This window comes from Promicromonospora sp. NPDC110617, assembly GCF_055598465.1.
The window spans coordinates 864,322-881,605 of record NZ_JBVKBM010000001.1 but is presented as its reverse complement, the minus strand read 5'-3'; the positions used below and the strand labels follow the sequence as shown (position 1 = coordinate 881,605).

14 protein-coding genes are annotated in these 17,284 nt (G+C 72.0%); all 14 read right to left on the bottom strand.

Translation table 11 applies throughout. From position 1 onward, the window contains the following. Positions 1-113: 113 nt before the first annotated feature. From ACZ7LE_RS03735 to ACZ7LE_RS03670, 14 genes are read right to left on the bottom strand one after another with little or no spacing between them, the layout of a single operon-like run. The gene (locus tag ACZ7LE_RS03735) at positions 114-1,202 is read right to left on the bottom strand and encodes a polyprenyl synthetase family protein (RefSeq protein ID WP_470402024.1); all 1,089 of its coding nucleotides are present in this window, start codon (positions 1,200-1,202) and stop codon (positions 114-116) included. Continuing rightward, on the bottom strand, positions 1,199-2,956 hold the full coding sequence (nuoN, locus tag ACZ7LE_RS03730; protein WP_470402023.1) for an NADH-quinone oxidoreductase subunit NuoN: 1,758 nt from the start codon (positions 2,954-2,956) through the stop codon (positions 1,199-1,201). The genes ACZ7LE_RS03735 and nuoN overlap by 4 nt, the downstream gene beginning before the upstream one ends. Continuing rightward, positions 2,953-4,533 carry an NADH-quinone oxidoreductase subunit M gene (locus ACZ7LE_RS03725; protein ID WP_470402022.1) on the bottom strand — a complete coding sequence of 527 codons (1,581 nt, stop codon included), beginning with the start codon at positions 4,531-4,533 and terminating at the stop codon, positions 2,953-2,955. The genes nuoN and ACZ7LE_RS03725 overlap by 4 nt, the downstream gene beginning before the upstream one ends. Before the next feature lie 11 nt (positions 4,534-4,544). Further along, positions 4,545-6,485, bottom strand: a complete 1,941-nt coding sequence (gene nuoL / locus ACZ7LE_RS03720; RefSeq protein ID WP_470402021.1) for an NADH-quinone oxidoreductase subunit L — start codon at positions 6,483-6,485, stop codon at positions 4,545-4,547. A gap of 12 nt (positions 6,486-6,497) precedes the next feature. Then, positions 6,498-6,797 (bottom strand): NADH-quinone oxidoreductase subunit NuoK, encoded by a 300-nt coding sequence (gene nuoK / locus ACZ7LE_RS03715; RefSeq protein WP_285100873.1) that lies wholly within the window; start codon positions 6,795-6,797, stop codon positions 6,498-6,500. Next, entirely contained in the window at positions 6,797-7,621 is an 825-nt protein-coding gene (locus ACZ7LE_RS03710; RefSeq protein ID WP_470402020.1) for an NADH-quinone oxidoreductase subunit J, read from the bottom strand. Before ACZ7LE_RS03710 ends, nuoK begins: the two co-directional genes overlap by 1 nt. Further along, positions 7,618-8,457 carry an NADH-quinone oxidoreductase subunit NuoI gene (nuoI, locus tag ACZ7LE_RS03705; protein ID WP_470402019.1) on the bottom strand — a complete coding sequence of 280 codons (840 nt, stop codon included), beginning with the start codon at positions 8,455-8,457 and terminating at the stop codon, positions 7,618-7,620. The genes ACZ7LE_RS03710 and nuoI overlap by 4 nt, the downstream gene beginning before the upstream one ends. Next, positions 8,450-9,745 carry an NADH-quinone oxidoreductase subunit NuoH gene (gene nuoH / locus ACZ7LE_RS03700; RefSeq protein ID WP_470402018.1) on the bottom strand — a complete coding sequence of 432 codons (1,296 nt, stop codon included), beginning with the start codon at positions 9,743-9,745 and terminating at the stop codon, positions 8,450-8,452. The genes nuoI and nuoH overlap by 8 nt, the downstream gene beginning before the upstream one ends. After that, the gene (locus ACZ7LE_RS03695) at positions 9,742-12,378 is read right to left on the bottom strand and encodes an NADH-quinone oxidoreductase subunit G (RefSeq protein ID WP_470402017.1); all 2,637 of its coding nucleotides are present in this window, start codon (positions 12,376-12,378) and stop codon (positions 9,742-9,744) included. The genes nuoH and ACZ7LE_RS03695 overlap by 4 nt, the downstream gene beginning before the upstream one ends. Next, positions 12,375-13,733: an NADH-quinone oxidoreductase subunit NuoF gene (nuoF, locus tag ACZ7LE_RS03690; RefSeq protein ID WP_470402016.1), complete on the bottom strand. Its 1,359-nt coding sequence runs from the start codon at positions 13,731-13,733 to the stop codon at positions 12,375-12,377. The genes ACZ7LE_RS03695 and nuoF overlap by 4 nt, the downstream gene beginning before the upstream one ends. Beyond that, on the bottom strand, positions 13,730-14,596 hold the full coding sequence (gene nuoE / locus ACZ7LE_RS03685; RefSeq protein ID WP_470402015.1) for an NADH-quinone oxidoreductase subunit NuoE: 867 nt from the start codon (positions 14,594-14,596) through the stop codon (positions 13,730-13,732). The genes nuoF and nuoE overlap by 4 nt, the downstream gene beginning before the upstream one ends. Then, positions 14,593-15,963, bottom strand: a complete 1,371-nt coding sequence (locus ACZ7LE_RS03680) for an NADH-quinone oxidoreductase subunit D (RefSeq protein ID WP_470402014.1) — start codon at positions 15,961-15,963, stop codon at positions 14,593-14,595. The genes nuoE and ACZ7LE_RS03680 overlap by 4 nt, the downstream gene beginning before the upstream one ends. Further along, positions 15,960-16,727, bottom strand: coding sequence for an NADH-quinone oxidoreductase subunit C (locus tag ACZ7LE_RS03675; protein ID WP_470402013.1), 768 nt, complete (start codon positions 16,725-16,727; stop codon positions 15,960-15,962). The genes ACZ7LE_RS03680 and ACZ7LE_RS03675 overlap by 4 nt, the downstream gene beginning before the upstream one ends. Next, positions 16,724-17,275, bottom strand: coding sequence for a NuoB/complex I 20 kDa subunit family protein (locus tag ACZ7LE_RS03670; RefSeq protein WP_020016037.1), 552 nt, complete (start codon positions 17,273-17,275; stop codon positions 16,724-16,726). Before ACZ7LE_RS03670 ends, ACZ7LE_RS03675 begins: the two co-directional genes overlap by 4 nt. Between the last annotated feature and the right edge of the window lie 9 nt (positions 17,276-17,284).

Below are 17,284 nucleotides of genomic sequence, written 5' to 3'. Positions count from 1 at the left end.
GGAACGTTAGAGGGTCTCCCGGTGCGGGTGAATCTTTCAGCGGACCGGACCCGGATCCGCAGCTCCGGCGCCGACGCCTGCTCCAACATTTCTAGAGTAGGGTCGAGCGGATCTCAGACCGCCCGGTCCGCCAACGCCTGGGCGAACTGCTCCAGCGACTCCTTGACCGGCCCGTCCGGCAGCGGCGCCAGCTCCGCCGCCGCCTCGCGCGCCCAGCGCACCGCGAGCTCCCGGGTGTCGGCGAGCACGGAGTGCGCCCGCAGGCGCTGCAGCGCGGCGGTCAGCACCTCGTCGGACGACAGGTCGCCGTCGAGCGTCGCGAGCAGGTCCTTGTCGTCGTCGGTGGCGGAGCCCGACGCGACGTGCTGGCGCAGCAGCAGCACGGGCATGGTCGGGACGTGCTCGCGCAGGTCGGTGCCCGGCGTCTTGCCCGAGGTCTCCCCCGACGACGCCACGTCCAGCACGTCGTCAGCGAGCTGGAACGCGACACCGACCTTTTCGCCGAACGCGCCCACGGCCTCGACCTGCTCCTGCGGCGCGCCGGAGAGCATGGCCCCCAGGCGGGCCGACGCCGACAGCAGCGACGCCGTCTTGTCCGACAGCACCTGGAGGTAGTGGGCCACGGCGTCCTCGCCGTCGTCGGGGCCCATGGTCTCGTGCAGCTGCCCCATGCACATCCGCTCGAACGTGCGGGACTGCAGGATCACGGCCTCGGGACCCAGCTCGGCCACCCGGGCCGAGGCCCGGGCGAAGAGCATGTCGCCCACCAGGATCGCCACCGAGTTGCCCCACACCATGTGGGCCGCCGGCGCGCCCCGGCGCATCGGCGCCGAGTCCATGACGTCGTCGTGGTACAGCGAGGCGACCTGCGTCAGCTCGACCACCACGGCGGCGTCGACGACGCCGGGGGCCGCGCCGTCGCCGAGCTCACCCGTGAGCAGGGTGAGCAGCGGCCGGAACCGCTTGCCGCCCGCGTCGACGAGGTGCCGCGAGGCGCCGTCCGCCAGCTTGTCGGCGCTGGAGACGGCGTCCGACAGCACGTCGTCGACCACCGTCAGGCGATCCGCGAGACGGGACGCCAGCTCCGGGTCCGTGATCGGCAGGCCGAGCGCGGTCGGGTCGGGCAGGTCAGTCGGAGCGGCCGGCGGTGCGGACGCCGACGTACCCGTCGTCGTCTGGGGCGGCAGCGGTACGGAGGTCACGGCACGAACTTACTTGCCTCTGCCACCAGATTAAGAACCAGAGAGGGGAAAACGCCGAGAATCACCGTAGCGAGCGCGCAGACGGCGATCGCCACGGCGGCCGGACCCCGGGACCGCACCACCGTCACCACGACCCGCTGTGCGGCTGTGACCTGCGTCTTGGTCGCGGTGGCGACACCACCGGCCGCACCCTCGCCGCCCTCGCCCACGCCGGCCGCGCTCGTCAGGACCTCGCCCTCGGCGGGCTCGACCCCCGGCGTGATCGGCGCGGGCTGGAACACCATGACCACCAGCAGCCGCAGGTAGAACGCGACGGCGACCACCGAGGCGATCACACCGAGGACCGCGAGCCACCACAGGCCGCCCGACGTCGCCCCGGAGAACGCGCCGAACTTGGCGATGAACCCGGCAGTGAGCGGGATGCCCGCCATCGACAGCAGGAACAGGGCGAACGCGGCGGTGAGCCACGGGGCCTTGCGCCCCAGGCCGGCCCACTGCGCGATCTCCGTGGCCTCGCCGAGCACCACACCGTCGTCCTCGACCGGGCCGTTGTCCTCGGCGCCGGCCGTGACCCGGCGTTCCCGGACCAGCGTGACCACGGCGAACGCGCCGATCGTCGCGATGCCGTAGGCCAGCAGGTAGAAGAGCGTGGAGGACTGGACCTGCGAGCTGAAGCCCGCGATGCCCACGAGCAGGAAGCCCGCGTGCGCGATCGACGAGTAGGCGAGCAGGCGCTTCACGTCGGTCTGCACGGAGCCGATCACCGTGCCGACGGCCATGGTGAGGACGGCCACCACCACGATGACGACCTGGAGCTGTCGCATCGTCTCCGGGCTGACGGCCTGCACGCCGATCGAGATGCGGTACAGCACCTCGACCAGCGCGGCGACGGCCGCCGCCTTGGTGCACGCGGCCATGAACCCGGTGATGGGCGTGGGCGCGCCGGTGTAGACGTCGGGCGTCCAGGCGTGGAACGGCACGGCGCCCACCTTGAACAGCAGGCCGACCGTCACCAGCAGCACGCCGGCCACGAGCAGCCCCGTCATACCCTCCAGGGGCAGGCCGCCCTGCTGCACCGCCTGGGCGATCTCCAGGAGCCGCACCGTGCCCGCGAACCCGTAGATCAGCGCGACGCCGAAGATGAACAGCGCCGAGGCGAACGCGCCGAGCAGGAAGTACTTGGCCGCGGCCTCCTGCGAGAGCAGCCGGCGCCGGCGGGCCGTGGCGCACAGCACGTACAGCGGGAGCGACAGCACCTCCAGCGCGATGAACATGACGATCAGGTCGTCGGTGGCGGCGAAGAGCATCATGCCGCCCGCCGCGAACAGCAGCAGCGGGTAGATCTCGGTCTGCTCCAGGCCGGACCGCCGGGCCAGGTCCTCGTACGAGGTGCCCGGCACCGCCGCGGCGGTGGGCGCGAACGCGTCCTGGCCGGTGGCGGTGCGGTCGGCCACCACGAGCACGCCCAGGAACGCGAGCACCGCGATGATGCCCTGCGCGCCGAGCGCGAACGGCGTCAGCGTCACGGTGCCGCCGACCACCTGGACGGGCTGCGCCACGATCTGTGGCCACAGCACCGCCACGAACGCGAGGCTGCCGGCCAGGGCAGCCAGGGTGAGCACGATCTGGGTCACGCGGCGCGCCCGGGCGGGGACGAACGCCTCGAGGAGCACGCCGACCACACCCGCGCCCAGCACCACGATCAGCGGGGCGAGGGCGAGCCAGTCGATCTCGGGTGCCACGAACTCGTTCACTTGTCGCTCCCCATCTGCGCGGCGTCCGCCGGCTCATCCACCGCTGTCAGGGCGGCCGACTGCTGCGCCGGCGCGTCCACGTAGGTCAGGGCGAGGCCTGGCACCAGGCCGAGCACCAGGAGTCCGGCCACCAGCGGGGCCGCGACGACGCGCTCGCGCGCCCTGAGGTCGGGCAGGGCCTCCAGGCCCTCGGCCGGCGCCCCGGTGAAGATCTTCTGGTAGGTCAGCAGCACGTAGACCGCGGCGAGCACCACGCCCGGGATCGCCGCGACGGTCCAGGCCGCCGAGCCGGCGGGAGCCCCGGAGAACGCGCCGACCAGCACCATGATCTCGCTGACGAAGGTGGCCAGGCCGGGCAGCGACAGCGTCGCCAGGCCTGCCACGAGGAACGTGCCGGCGAGCACCGGCGTGACCGACCGCAGGCCGCGGTAGTCCGTGATGCGCTGCGACCGCTCCGGGTGCCGGGCCACGAGGAACCCGGCCACCAGGAACAGCGCGCCGGTGGCGAGGCCGTGGTTGAGCATCATGAAGCTCGACCCGGCGGTGCCCAGCGGCGTGAAGGTGAAGATGCCCAGGATGATGAAGCCGAAGTGGCTCACCGAGGTCCAGCCGACGAGCCGCAGCAGGTCGGTCTGCATGATCGCCATGATCGCGCCGTACAGCACCGAGATCACGGCGAGCGCGATCACGAACGGCGCCGCCCAGCGGGACGCCTCCGGGAACAGCGGCAGGCAGAGCGTCAGCATCCCGAACGTGCCGACCTTGTCCAGCACGCAGATCAGCAGGGTGGACGTTCCGGGGGTGGCGTTCCCCGCGACGTCGGGCAGCCAGCTGTGCACCGGGACCATCGGGGCCTTGATCGCGAAGGCGATGAAGAACCCGATGAACATGAGGCGCTCGGCCACGGTGCCGAGGTTCACACCGACGAGCTCGTCCACGAGGAACGCCTTGCTCGGGTCCACGCCCGCGCCGACCGCGAGGAAGTACAGGGCGATCACCGCGGCGAGCATGATCAGCCCGCCGCCCAGGCTGAACATCAGGAACTTCACGGCCGCCTGCCGCCGTCCGGCGCCCTGCCCGAACCCGCCGATGAGGAAGTACGCGGGGATGAGCATGGCCTCGAACAGCACGTAGAACAGGAAGACGTCGCGGGCGGCGAAGACGGCCACCATGAACGCCTGGAGCAGCAGGACCAGGCCGACGAACCGACGCAGGCGCACCTCGTCGCGGCCCTGCTCGTTCCAGGCGGCCAGCAGCACCAGCGGCACCAGCACCACGGCCAGCGCCACCAGCAGCAGGCCGACGCCGTCGACGGCCACCGCGTACGAGGTGCCGATCTGCGGGATCCACGCGTAGGTCTCGGCGAGCTGGTGCTCGCCGGCGGCGCTCGTGTCGAAGGCGAGGAACGCGCCGACGAGCAGGGCCACCTCCACCAGCGAGATCGCGAGCGCCGCCGGCCGGGCGAAGCCCGTGTGGGCGTTCGCGGAGCCGGTCCGGGAGCGACCGAGCGCACCCAGCCCCACCACGGCCGCGCCGACCAGCGGCCAGGCGATGAGGGCGGTCAGCCAGGGAAACATCTCTCCTCCGATCACTGGGCACCACCGAGGCCCACGACGAGCCAGGCGACGACGGCGATCACGAGGACGCCACCCGCCATGCCGGCCGCGTACGAGCGGACGTACCCGGTCTGCGCCTTGCGGAACACCCCGCCGAACCACGACACCGCCTGCGGCAGCACGCCCCAGCCCCGGTCGACGACGTCGCGGTCGCCCACCTGGACCACGCGGGCCAGCCCGTAGGCGGGCCGCACGACGAGCGTCTCGTTCGTGGCGTCCTGGTACAGGTCCTTGCGGGCGGCCCGCGTCAGCGCGGAGCCGCGCGGCGCCTCCTCGGGGACGATCTGGACCGCGTACATCCGGAACGCGAGCAGCGCCCCGAGCACCACGACCACGAGGGTGGCGGTGATGATGAGCCAGACCGGCAGCACGGGCTCGTGGTGCTCGGTGTGCCCGACGACGGGCTCCAGCCAGGTGGTGAACGTGCCGCCGATGCCGAGCACGAGGCCCAGCGCGGCCGAGCCGACGCCGAGGAACACCAGGGGCCACCACATCAGCGGCGATCCCTCGTGCGGGTGCTGGCCCTCGGTCCAGCGCGGACGGCGTCCGCCGAACGTCATGAAGAACAGGCGCGTCATGTAGAACGCGGTGATCGCCGCGCCGAGCACGGCGACGGTGCCGAACACCCAGGCCCGCCACGGCTGCCCCTCGACCGGGAGGAAGGCGGCCTCGATGATGCCGTCCTTGCTCCAGAAGCCGGAGAACGGCGGGATCCCGAGGATCGCCAGCCAGCCCAGGCCCATCGTGATCCAGGTGATGGGCAGGAACCGCGACAGGCCGCCGAAGCGCCGCATGTCGGTCTGGTCGCCCATCGCGTGCATCACCGAGCCGGCGCCGAGGAAGAGCCCTGCCTTGAAGAAGCCGTGGGTGAGCAGGTGGAAGATCGCGAACGCGTACCCGGCCGGGCCCAGGCCCGCGGCGAGCATCATGTAGCCGATCTGCGACATCGTGGAGGCGGCCAGCGCCTTCTTGATGTCGTCCTTGGCGCAGCCGACGATCGCCCCGAACAGCAGCGTCACCGCGCCGACGAGCACCACGACGAGCTGCGCCGTCGGGGCCGCCTCCAGGATCGCTCCGGAGCGCACCATGAGGTAGACGCCGGCGGTGACCATCGTGGCGGCGTGGATGAGCGCGGAGACCGGCGTCGGACCGGCCATCGCGTCGCCCAGCCAGGCCTGCAGCGGGAACTGCGCCGACTTGCCGCACGCCGCCAGGAGCAGGCAGAGCCCGATCGCGGTGGCCGTGGCCTGCGACATCGAGCTGACGGAGTCCTCCGACAGCGCGGTGCCGAAGTCGAGGGCGCCCGCGTGGGCGAACAGCAGCGCCATCGCCGCGATGAGCCCCATGTCGCCGATGCGGTTCATGACGAACGCCTTCTTGGCCGCCACCGCGTTCTCCCGGGCCGACGGCCGCCCCGTGTCCCAGAACCCGATGAGCAGGTAGGACGCGAGACCCACGCCCTCCCAGCCCACGAAGAGCAGGAGGTAGGAGTCCGCGAGCACCAGCACGAGCATCGCCGCGACGAACAGGTTCAGGTACGCGAAGAACCGGCGCCGGTCCGGGTCGTGGTCCATGTAGGCCACGGAGTACACGTGGATGAGCGTGCCCACGAAGGTCACCAGCATCACGAAGGTCATGGACAGGGGGTCGAGGCGGAGGCCGAGGTCCACGTCCAGCCCGCCGGCGGACAGCCAGGTCCACAGGTGGTGGTCCACGGAGCGGCCCTCGGCGGGGGTGCCGATCATGCGGAACAACAGGATGATGGCGAGGACCCCGGAGGCGGCGGACGCCGCCACCCCGAGCCAGTGGCCCCAGCGGTCGATGGACCTGCCGCCGAACACCACCGGCCACAGCAGCAGGATCGCCGCGCCGATCAGCGGGAAGCCGATCAGCCAGGGGGCAAGCCCGATCACGTCGTTCACTCTCTACCCCCGGAGCAGGTTGACGTCGTCGACCGAGGCCGAGCGGCGGGTACGGAAGATCGTCACGATGATGGCGAGGCCGACGACGACCTCGGCGGCGGCGACGACCATGACGAAGAACGCGAGCACCTGGCCGGTCAGGTCGCCGTGCATCCTGGCGAAGGTGACGAAGGCGAGGTTGGTCGCGTTGAGCATGAGCTCGACACCCATGAACACGACGATCGCGTTGCGGCGCAGCAGCACGGTCGTGGCACCCACGGCGAAAAGCACGGCGGCCAGGACCACGTAGTTGGTGATGTCCATCAGGCCTCTCCCTCGGTGGTCCGGGCCTCGGACGCGGCGGCCTCGGCCGTGCGGGCCTCGACGAGCTCGGTGCCCGGCGCGTGCGGCGCGGCCTTCTCCTGGCCGCGGATGCGCAGCACCCGCGAGACCGACTGCGGCACCTGCTCGCCGTCGGGCCCGAGCGCGGGCGTGTCCATGGCGTTGGAGGTGGCGTAGACGCCCGGCGACGGCAGCGGCGTGAGCACGACGCCCTTGGGCAGCGCCCGGATGCGCGCGTCCGCGACGGCCCGCTGGTCCTGCTTGGGGGTGAGCCGACGGCGGTGCGTGAGCACGAGCGCGCCGACGGCGGCCGTGACCAGCAGGACGCCCACGGCCTCCATGGCCAGGACGTAGTCGCCGAACAGCACGCGGGCCAGGGCCTGCGGGTTGGCGACGCCGCCCGGGTCTCCCCCGGCCAGCCCGGCCGGGGGCGGGAACGCGGCACGCGCCACGACGCCGCCCAGGATCACCGCGAGGCCGATCCCGATGAGCAGGCCCACCCAGCGCTGCCCGCGGATGGTCTCCGTGAGCGAGTCGGACGCGTCCACGCCGACGAGCATCAGCACGAACAGGAACAGCATCATCACGGCGCCCGTGTACACGACCACCTGGACGACGCCGAGGAACGGCGCCTCCTGCGCGATGTACAGGATCGCCATGCTGACCATGACGAACACGAGGCACATCGCCGCGTGCACGGCCCGCTTGACGAACAGCAGGCCCAGCGCGGCGAGCACCATCAGCGGCGCGACCACCCAGAACAGGACAGTCTCGCCGGTCGAGATCACCAGGCCGGCGGGGGTCATGCCGTCACCCCCGGACGGGCCAGGCCGGCCGCGTCGCTCGCCAGGACCCGCACCGAGCCGACCGAGGCCGCGCCCGCGGACCGCTCGGCGGCACCCGGGCCCTCCTCCGGCCGCACCTCGTGCTGCCGCTGGGTGGGCGCGGGCGCCGTGCCCGACGCCACGGCGTCCGCGGCGTCCAGCGTCTCGTCGTCCGGCCGGTGCTCGCGGACCCAGGCGACCTGCGCCGCCGTCGGGCCCAGCACGTCACCGCTGTAGTAGTTGGTGTCCGTGGTGCCCTCCACCATGGGGTGGGGCGCCGCGAGCATGCCCTCGGCCAGCGGGGCCAGCAGGTCCTGCTTCTCGTAGATCATGCCCGCGCGCGTCTTGCCGGCCAGCTCGAAGTCGTTGGTCATGGTCAGCGCCCGCGTGGGGCAGGCCTCGATGCACAGACCGCAGAAGATGCAGCGCAGATAGTTGATCTGGTAGACGCCGCCGTACCGCTCGCCGGGGCTCATGTGCGCGCCCTGGGAGTCGTCCGCGTTCACCTGGAGGCCGGCGTTCTCCGGCAGAGCCGCGTTGGACGCGCCCTCCACGTAGATCGCGTCCGCCGGGCACGCCCACGCGCACAGCTCGCAGCCGATGCACTTCTCCAGCCCGTCGGCGTACCGGTTGAGCTGGTGGCGGCCGTGGAAGCGGGGCTGGGTCGGCACCTTCTCGCGGGGGTACTGCTCCGTGACCGTGGGCCTGAACATCGACGACAGCGTCACGCCGAAGCCCGCGACGGGAGCGAACAGCTCACCGATGGGTCCCGGCTGCGGCCGCAGGGGCTGGTACTCGTCCGTGTCTCGCTTACTCACCGTGGACCTCCTTTCCGAACCGCTTGGACGGGGGCAGCTTCTCGCCGGGCAGCGGCGGCACCGGGAACCCGCCGGCGAACGCGTCGACGGGCTCCTTGTCCCGGCCGCCCGGCGGCGCCTCCTTCTTCTCCGGCCAGAACCACATGACCGCGATGAAGACGACGGCGGCCCCGATGATCACGGGGATGAACTGCTGGAAGGACATGCCCTGCACGCGCTGCAGCCACTGCACGACGGCGAGCACGACGACCCAGGTCAGCGCGACCGGGATGAGCACCTTCCAGCCGAAGACCATGAACTGGTCGTAGCGCAGGCGCAGCAGCGTGCCGCGCACCCACACGAAGAAGAACATGACGGCCCAGAGCTTCACGAGGAACCAGATGATCGGCAGCCAGCCCTCGTTCAGCGCGCCGCCCAGGAACCCGTCGGGCACCGGCGCCCGCCAGCCGCCCAGGAAGAGCGTGACGCAGACCGCCGAGACGTTGAGCATGTTGATGTACTCCGCCAGGAAGAACCAGGCGAACTTCATCGACGAGTACTCGGTCATGTAGCCGGAGACGAGCTCACCCTCGGCCTCGGGCAGGTCGAACGGCAGGCGGTTGGTCTCGCCGATCATCGAGATCACGTAGATCACGAAGGCCGGCGCGAGCGGGATGAACCACCAGATCTGCGTCTGGCTGGAGACGATCTGCGACGTCGACATCGAGCCCGACATGATGAACACGCTCACCAGCGACAGGCCCATCGCGAGCTCGTAGCTGATCACCTGCGCCGTGGACCGGACCGAGCCGAGCAGCGGGTAGGTGGAGCCGGAGGCCCAGCCGCCGAGCACGATGCCGTAGACGCCGAGCGCCGCGGCGGCCAGCACGTACAGCACCGCCACCGGGAAGTCGGTGAGCTGTGCCGGCGTCGTCCAGTCGGTCCACGGGAACGGCAGGCTCGGCCCGAACGGGATCACGGCGAACACGAGCAGCGAGCAGAACACCGAGATCATCGGCGCCAGCAGGTACACGAACCGGTCGGCCCGCGTGACCGTCATGTCCTCCTTGAGCAGCAGCTTCATGGCGTCCGCGAGCGACTGGAGCAGGCCGGCGGGCCCGTGCCAGTTGGGGCCGGGACGCACCTGCATGCGCGCCACGACCTTGCGCTCGAACCAGATCGCGAAGAGCACGCTGGTCAGCAGGAAGACCACGATCAGCACGGCCTTGACGATCGAGGCCCAGATGGTCTCCTGCGAGAAGTCGGCGGCGACGCCGGGCGCGGCCTCGGCCAGCAGCACCGGGTTCATCGGGCATCTCCTTCCGAGCCGTGGAACGTGCGGGCCGCCGTGGTGACCCGGACGTCCGCCACGTGGGGGCTGACGCTGACGAGGTCGCCCGCGGACGCGCCGAGGGTCTCGTGCACGCGGCAGCCGGCGGAGGCCAGCGGCAGCCAGACCACGCCGTCGACCATCCGGTCGGTCACCGCCGCGGGCACCCGGACGGCGCCGCGCTCCGTGCTGACGATGACCGGCGCGCCGTCGGACACCCCGAAGGCGCTCGCCGTGGCCGCGGACATCCGGGCCACGGGCCGCTTGGCCGTGCCGGCGAGGAACTGCTCGCCGTCCTGGCCGCTGCCCGCGTCGAGCTGGAGCCGCCAGGTGGCGAGCACCGCCTGACCCGGCCCGACGGTGGGCGGGGCGGTCAGGACGTCGCTCTCCAGCGTCACCTGCTCGCCCTCCCACGCGCCCTGGGTCAGGGCGATCGCGAGGTGGGCCTCGGCGGGCGAGCCCGCCTGCAGGTCCACGCCGAGCTGCTGGGCCAGCACGTGCAGCACGCGGTGGTCGGGCAGGGCGCTCGACTCGAGCGCGGCGCCGAAGGACCGCACGCGGCCCTCCCAGTTCCAGTACGAGCCGGCGCGCTCGATCGGCGGCGCGACCGGGAGCACGACGTCGGCCCGCTCGGTCACCTCCGAGGCCCGCACCTCCAGGCTCACGACGAACCCGCCGCGGGCCTGCGTCGCGTCGAGCGCCGCACGCGCCGCCGCGGGGTCGGGCAGGTCGGCGAGCTCGACGCCGCCGAGCACCGCGCCGCCCAGGGCGCCCGAGGCGAGCGCCGCGAGGATGCCCGCGGTGTCGCGCCCCGGGGTGGCCGGGAGCTCGGCGCCCCAGGCCTGGGCGACCTCGGCGCGTGCCGCGGCGTCGGCGACCGGGCGACCGCCCGGCAGCAGGTCCGGCAGCAGGCCGGCCTCGACGCCGCCGCGCTCTCCCGCACGGCGCGGGATCCACGCGAGCCGCGCGCCCGTCGCCTCGGCGAGCCCGAGGGCCGCGGTGTAGGCGCCCGGCGAGCCCGCGAGGCGCTCGCCCACGAGGATGACGGCGCCCGGCTGGGCCAGGGCGCTCGTGTCGATGTCGGACGTCGGGGCGTCGGCCGGGAGCAGGCCGCCGGCCAGGCTGGTGGTCAGGCTGGTCAGCCACTCGGCCTCGGTGCCGGGGGCCGCCGGGAGCAGCGTGCCGTCCAGGCGGGTCAGGCCACGGGTGGCGTACGGCGCGATCGAGAAGACCTTGGTACCGGCCTTGCCCTGGGCGCCCTTGCGCAGCCGCAGGAACGTGACGCCCGCCTCCTCCTCGGCCTCCAGGCCGACGAGCAGCACCGCGGGCGCCTGCTCCAGGTCGCCGAACGTCACGCCGATGCCGGAGCCCGCCACGACGCGGGCCAGGAACGCGGCCTCCTCGGCGGAATGCACGCGCACCCGCTGGTCCACGTCGTTGGTGCCGAGCGCCGTGCGGGCGAACCGGGACCAGGCGAAGGCGTCCTCGACGGTGAGCCGGCCGCCGGGCAGCACGCCCACGCCACCGTTCTCGCGCGCCGCGGCCAGGCCGGCCGCCGCGATCTCCAGGGCCTCGACCCAGGACGCGGGGCGCAGCTCGCCGTTCTCGCGCACCAGCGGGGTGGTGACGCGGTCCGGGGCGGACTGCCACGTGAACGCGAAGCGGTCCTTGTCGGTGATCCACTCCTCGTTGACCACCGGGTCCTCGCCCGACATCCGGCGCAGCACCTGGCCGCGGCGGTGGTCGATGCGGATCGCGGAGCCGCACGCGTCGTGCTCGGCGATGCTCGGGGTGCTGACCAGGTCGAACGGCCGCGACCGGAACCGGTAGCCCGCGCCGGTCAGCGCGCCGACCGGGCAGATCTGCACGGTGTTGCCCGAGTAGTAGGAGGAGAAGGGCCGCCCGGACGTGTCCGTGGTGGCCTCCCCGATCGGGCGGTCCACGGGGCCGGTGCTCGACTCGGCCCCGGTGAACCCGAGCACGTCCTCGTCGTACCGGCCGATCTGCTGGTGCGCGCCGCGGTCCTGCAGCGCGATGAACGCGTCGCCCGCGATCTCCTCGCTGAACCGGGTGCAGCGCTGGCACAGCACGCAGCGCTCGCGGTCCAGCAGGATCTGCGTGGACAGCGCGATCGGCTTGGGGAACGTGCGCTTGACGTCGGTGAACCGCGTCTCGGGCCGCCCGTTGCTCATCGCCTGGTTCTGCAGGGGGCACTCGCCGCCCTTGTCGCAGACCGGGCAGTCCAGCGGGTGGTTCATGAGCAGCAGCTCCATGACCCCCTGCTGCGCCTTGTCGGCGACGGCGGACGTGTGCTGCGTCTTGACGACCATGCCCGGCGCGACCGTCATCGTGCACGACGCCTGCGGCTTCGGCATGGGCCGCACGTTGCCCTCGCGGTCCGGCATGGCCACCTCGACGAGGCACTGCCGGCACGCGCCGGCGGGCGCCAGGAGCGGGTGGTCGCAGAACCGCGGGATCTGGATGCCGGCCTGCTCGGCGGCCCGGATGATCAGCGTGCCCTTGGGGACGCTCACCTCGGTGCCGTCGATGGTGAAGGTGACGAGCTCGACCGGGGCCGCCTCGGTCTGGGGGTTGTTCGTGGTGACGGTCATCGGTGACCTCCCGCGCCGGCGCCCGCTGCTCCGACCAGCGCAGCGCCCGGTGACGTTGTTTTCGGGGTGTACGGGAACAGCGCCGACGCGCTCGGGTCGAACGGGCAGCCGTGGCCGTCGATGTGCGCCTGGTACTCGGCTCGGAAGTACTGGATGCTCGACGTGACGGGCGAGACCGCGCCGTCGCCCAGCGCGCAGAACGCCTTGCCCAGGATGTTGTCGCACAGGTCGACCAGGAGCTCCAGGTCGCCGTCCTGCCCCTCGCCGGCCTCGATGCGGCGCAGCACCTGCTTGAGCCAGTAGGTGCCCTCGCGGCACGGCGTGCACTTGCCGCACGACTCGTGCGCGTAGAAGTCGGTCCAGCGGGACACGGCCCGCACCACGCACACCGTCTCGTCGAAGATCTGCAGCGCGCGCGTGCCGAGCATCGACCCCGCGGCACCCACCGACTCGTAGTCGAGCGGAGTGTCGAGGTGGTCCTGCGTGAAGATCGGCGTGGACGACCCGCCGGGGGTCCAGAACTTCAGCTCGTGCCCGGCCCGGATGCCGCCTGAGAGGTCGAGCAGCTCACGCAGCGTGATGCCCAGCGGAGCCTCGTACTGGCCGGGTCGGGTGACGTGCCCCGACAGGGAGAACAGGCCGTGGCCCTGCGACTTCTCCGTGCCCATCGAGGAGAACCAGTCGGCTCCCCGGGCGACGATGCCGGGCACCGACGCGATGGACTCCACGTTGTTGACCACGGTGGGCCGCGCGTACAGGCCGGCGACGGCGGGGAACGGCGGCTTGAGCCGCGGCTGGCCGCGCAGGCCCTCCAGGGAGTCGAGCAGCGCCGTCTCCTCGCCGCAGATGTAGGCGCCGGCGCCGGCGTGCACCGTGACGTCGAGGTCGAAGCCCGTGCCCTGGATGTTCTTGCCCAGGTAGCCCGCCTTGTACGCCTCCTCGACCGCGTTCAGCAGCCGCCGGTAGACGTGCAGCACCTCGCCGCGCACGTAGATGAACGCATGGTCGCAGCCGATCGCGTAGCTCGTGATCGCCACACCCTCGACGAGGTGCTGCGGGCTGGCGAGCATCAGCGGGATGTCCTTGCAGGTGCCCGGCTCCGACTCGTCGGCATTGACCACCAGGTACCGCGGGCCGCCGTCGGGCGGGGGCAGGAAGCCCCACTTCATGCCCGTGGGGAAGCCCGCGCCGCCGCGGCCGCGCAGGCCGGAGTCCTTGACCGCCTGGACCAGCGCTGCCGGCTCCATGGTCAGGGCCTTCTTGAGCCCGGCGTAGCCGCCGTTGCGCTCGTACGTGGCCAGCCGCCAGGAGCGGTCCTTGTCCCACGTGTCGGTGAGTACCGGTGTGAGGTTCACTTCGCGTCCTCCCCGGGCTTCTTGTCCTTGCCGACCTCGGTGTCGGACGACGTGGCGGGCTTGCGCTCAGCCGAGGAGCCGGGCGTGCCGACCGGCGGGCTGGTCTGCCCGGCGCTGGTCGAGCCACCGCTGGTCGAGCCTGTCGAGACCCCGGTTTCGGCAGGCTCAACCTGCGAGGGGGACCCCGGCGCCGTCCAGCCGCGCTCGCGGGCGATGCTCAGGCCCGCCAGGGTCGGCTCTCCCGCGCCCACGCCCTCGTCGGCGCGGCCGTCGGGGAAGCCGGCCAGGATGCGGCTCATCTGCTTGAACGAGCAGACGGACGCGGCGCCCCGCGTGGGGACGACGTCGTCGCCGAGCCGCAGCTGGTCCGCGAGCGCCGTGGCCGTCTCGGGCGTCTGGTTGTCGAAGAACTCCCAGTTGACCATCACGACGGGTGCGTAGTCGCAGGCGGCGTTGCACTCGATGCGCTCGAGGGTGATGGCGCCGTCGTCGGTGGTCTCGTCGTGGCCCACGCCGAGGTGCTCGCTGAGCTCGTCGAAGATGGCGTCGCCGCCCATGACGGCGCACAGGGTGTTGGTGCACACACCCACGGTGTAGGTGCCGTTGGGGTGGCGCTTGTACTGGGTGTAGAACGTGGCGACGGCGGAGACCTCGGCAGCGGTGATGCCGAGCATCTCGGCGCAGAACAGGATGCCGTCGCGGCTCACGTACCCGTCGACCGACTGCACGAGGTGCAGCATCGGCAGCAGGCCGGACCGGGGGTCCGGGTAGCGGGCCATGATCGCCGTGGCGTCGGCGGTCAGGGCTGCGACGGTCTCGGCGTCGTAGCCGGTCTTGGTGGCCGCCTGCGGGTCTGCGGTCATCGGTCCACACCTCCCAGCACGGGGTCCAGGGACGCGACGGCGACGACGACGTCGGCCACCTGGCCGCCCTCGCACATCACCGACGTGGCCTGGAGGTTGTTGAACGAGGGGTCGCGGAAGTGCGCGCGGTAGGGGCGGGTGCCGCCGTCGGAGACGACGTGCACGCCGAGCTCGCCGCGCGGGTGCTCCACGGTCTGCCAGGCCTGGCCCACGGGGACGCGGAAGCCCTCGGTGACCAGCTTGAAGTGGTGGATCAGGGCCTCCATGGAGGTGCCCATGATCTTCTTGATGTGCTCCAGCGAGTTGCCCTGGCCGTCGCCGCCGACGGCGAGCTGGGCCGGCCACGCGATCTTCTTGTCGGCGACCATGACGGGCTCGCCCTCGGTGCGGTCGAGCCGCTCCAGGGCCTGCTCGATGATCTTCAGGGACTGGTAGCACTCCTCGACGCGGAGCACGACGCGGTCGTAGCAGTCGGCGCCCTTCGAGGTGGGGACGTCGAAGTCGTAGGTCTCGTAGCCGCAGTACGGGTTGTTCTTGCGGACGTCGTACGGCAGGCCCGTGGAGCGCAGCACCGGTCCGGTGACGGCCAGTGCCATGCAGCCGGAGAGGTTCAGCACGCCGACGTTCGTCAGCCGGGCCTTGAAGATCGGGTTGGCGAGCATCAGGTCGCCGAGCTGCTTGAGGTAGCCGCGCACGTTCTTCAGCGCCGCGCGGGCCTGGGCGGTGAAGCCCTCGGGCACGTCGACGGCCACGCCGCCGGGCCGGATGTACGCGTGGTTCATGCGCAGGCCGGTCACGGCCTCGAAGAGCCGCAGGATCTCCTCGCGGGCGGTGAACCCGATGGTCATCACCGTGGTGGCGCCCATCTCGTTGCCGCCGGTACCGAGGCAGACCAGGTGGGAGGAGATCCGGTTGAGCTCCATCATCAGCACGCGGATCACGTTGGCGCGCTCGGGCACGTCGTCGGTGATGCCGAGCAGCTTCTCGACGGCGAGGCAGTACGCGGCCTCCTGGAACAGGGGCGCCACGTAGTCCATGCGGGTGCAGAACGTGGTGCCCTGCGTCCAGGTGCGGAACTCCATGTTCTTCTCGATGCCCGTGTGCAGGTAGCCGATACCGGCGCGGGCCTCGGTGACGGTCTCGCCGTCGATCTCCAGCATGAGGCGCAGCACGCCGTGCGTGGACGGGTGCTGGGGACCCATGTTGACGACGATCCGCTCCTCGCCGATCGCCTCGCGCGCGATGTCGTCCCAGTCGCCGTCGCCGTACGCCTCGAAGGCGCGCACGGTGGACGACATGTCCTCGTTCCCGGCGGGGCGCGTCGCGTGCGGGGCGGGCGGCGGCCTGTGGTCAGTGGGAGCGCTCATGAGTAGCTCCTCCTCGTGTCCGGCGGGGGCACCGTGGCGCCCTTGTACTCGACGGGGATGCCGCCGAGCGGGTAGTCCTTGCGCTGCGGGTGGCCCACCCAGTCGTCCGGCATCTCGATGCGGGTCAGGGCCGGGTGGCCGTCGAAGACGATCCCGAAGAAGTCGTAGGTCTCGCGCTCGTGCCAGTCGTTGGACGGGTACACCGACGTGGTCGACCGGATGTGCGGGTCGTCGTCGGGCGCGGCGACCTCCAGCCGCAGCCGGCGGGAGTGCGTGACCGACGCCAGGTGGTAGACGGCGTGCAGCTCCCGGCCGGTGTCGTGCGGGTAGTGGACGCCGCTGACCCCGAGCGACAGCTCGAAGCGCAGGTCCTGGTCGTCGCGCAGCGCCTGGCAGACGGCGGCGACGTGCTCGCGGGCGACGTGGATCGTCAGCTCCGCCTGCTGCGCCTCCGCGCTCGCGGCGCCGTGCAGGTCCACGACCACCTTCTCGACCGCCTGGTCGAAGGTGGGCCCGCCGGTCCGCGCGGCCTCCTCCAGCACCTCGGCCAGGACGTCGACCACCTGGTCGAACCAGCTGCCGTACGGGCGGGGGGACGCCGCGGGCATCGCGACGGGCGTGACCAGGCCGCCGTAGCCGGACGTGTCGCCCGAGCCGTGGGCGCCGAACATGCCCTTCTTGACCTCGACCACCTCGAAGGTGGCCGCCCCCTCCGGGGGCGTCAGGGCCGAGCCCTGGTCGCCGCCCGGCGTGACGTCGCTCATCGCAGCAGGCCCTTCATCTCGAAGGTCGGGGTGGCCTCCATCGCGGCCGCCTCGGCGGCGCGCGCGGCCTCGACCCGGTTCACGCCCAGCGGCGCGTTCTGGATGTGGTCGTGCAGCCCGAGGATCGCGTTGATCAGCATCTCCGGGCGCGGCGGGCAGCCGGGCAGGTAGATGTCGACCGGGACCACGTGGTCCACGCCCTGCACGATCGCGTAGTTGTTGAACATCCCGCCGGACGACGCGCACACGCCCATGGAGAGCACCCACTTGGGCTCGCTCATCTGGTCGTACACCTGACGCACCACCGGGGCCATCTTCTGGCTCACCCGGCCGGCCACGATCATCAGGTCCGCCTGGCGCGGCGACGCACGGAACACCTCCATGCCGAACCGCGACAGGTCGAACCGCGACGCGCCCGCCGCCATCATCTCGATGGCGCAGCAGGCCAGGCCGAACGTCACCGGCCACACCGAGGCCTTCCGCAGGTACCCCGCGAGGTCCTCGATCGTCGTCAGCAGGAACCCTGACGGCGCTTCCTCGACACCCATGTCCCCTCC